The sequence below is a fragment of the Xanthomonas sp. LMG 12460 genome, from assembly GCF_009192895.1.
GTDB lineage: Bacteria > Pseudomonadota > Gammaproteobacteria > Xanthomonadales > Xanthomonadaceae > Xanthomonas_A > Xanthomonas_A sontii.
In genome coordinates, this window is sequence record NZ_NKUH01000150.1 from 1 (window position 1) to 1,728 (window position 1,728).

1 protein-coding gene is annotated in these 1,728 nt (G+C 70.8%); it reads left to right on the plus strand.

Annotated features, from left to right (window positions below; translation table 11 throughout):
* Window positions 1-1,506, plus strand: a 1,506-nt coding sequence (locus CEK66_RS20075; protein WP_152238058.1) for a glycoside hydrolase family 9 protein, incomplete at its 5' end; no start/stop codon positions are given.
* Between the last annotated feature and the right edge of the window lie 222 nt (window positions 1,507-1,728).

Genomic DNA, 1,728 nt, shown 5'->3' on the forward strand with positions numbered 1-1,728 from the left:
GCCGCGGCATGGCCGCCGGCGCAGCAGACCGTGCGCATCGCCGATTTCTCCGCGTTGCGCACGCCGGGGCGCTACCGCCTGCAGGTCGACGGCCTGCCGCCCTCGGACAGCTTCGCCATCGGCGAAGACGCCTACAACGCGCTGTCGCGCGCCGCGCTCAAGGCCTACTACTACAACCGCGCCAGCACCGCGCTGGACGGCACCTACGCCGGCCGCCACGCGCGCGCTGCCGGCCATCCCGACGACCACGTGCTGGTGCATGCCTCGGCGGCCTCGCCCGAGCGCCCGGCCGGCACCGTGATCGCCGCGCCCAAGGGCTGGTACGACGCCGGCGACTACAACAAGTACGTGGTCAGCTCCGGCATCACCGTCTATACCCTGCTGGCCGCCTACGAGCAGTTCCCCACCTACTTCAGCACGCACCCGGAAGGCATTCCCGACAGCGGCGGCGACGTGCCGGACATCCTTCGCGAGGTCGACTGGAACCTGCAGTGGCTGCTGGCGATGCAGGACCCGCACGACGGCGGCGTGTACCACAAGCTCACCAACCTGGACTTCGCCGGCATGCAGATGCCGGACCAGGCGCGCGCGCCGCGCTACGTGGTGCAGAAGAGCACCGCCGCCACGCTCGACTTCGCCGCGGTGATGGCCCAGGCCAGCCGCATCTACGCGCCGTACGACGCGCAGTTCGGCGGCATCTCCAAGCGCATGCTGGAGGCGTCGCGGCGCGCCTGGGCCTGGGCGCAGGCGCATCCGGACGTGGCCTACCGGCAGCCGGACGACGTGCACACCGGTGCCTACGACGACACCGAGTTCGACGACGAGTTCGCCTGGGCCGCCACCGAGCTGTACCTGGCCACCGCCGACGACGCGTTCTACGAGGCGGCGATGGCACGCAAGGTGCCGGCCAGCGTGCCCGACTGGCGTCAGGTCGGCGGGCTGGCGTGGATGTCGCTGGCGCAGCACCGTGCGCGGTTGACCCCGCGCGCCGATCAGGCGCGGATCGCCGACGAGATCGAGGGCCTGGCCGATCACCTGGTGCAGGTGTGGCAGGGCTCGGCCTGGCGCGTGACCATGCGCGACGCCGACTTCCACTGGGGCAGCAACGCCACCGCGCTGAACCAGGCGATGATGCTGCTGCAGGCCTACCAGTTGCAGCACAAGCCCGAATACCTGCAGGCCGCGCAGTCGCAGCTGGACTACGTGCTCGGCCGCAATCCGCTGGGCCTGTCCTTCGTCACCGGCATTGGCGCGCGCTCGCCGATGCACATCCACCATCGCATCTCCATCGCCGACGGCGTGGCCACGCCGGTGCCGGGATGGCTGGTGGGCGGTCCGCAGCCGGGGCAGCAGGACGCCGACGCGTGCAAGCACGCCTACACGTCGTCGCTGCCGGCGCTGTCGTACCTGGACAAGGAATGCAGCTACGCCACCAACGAAGTGGCGATCAACTGGAATGCGCCGCTGGTGTACGTGAGCGCCGCGCTGCAGGTGCTGCAGCGCTGATGCTGGACGGCGCGGATGGCGCCGCTCAGGGCGTGTCACCGATTCCCGAGTATGCCGCGTTGGGTCTGGCAGGCGCGCTGCCGGCGTTGGCCGTCAGGTCAAGCCGCGCGGCGCCGGCAGCGCGCCTGCCAGGCCCAACCCGAAGGGCCGCGGCGCGGCATGCTCGGGGGTTTATTGCACACCCCAGTCCCGTCCCTCCTGGGTTAATCGGACGGTGGCATG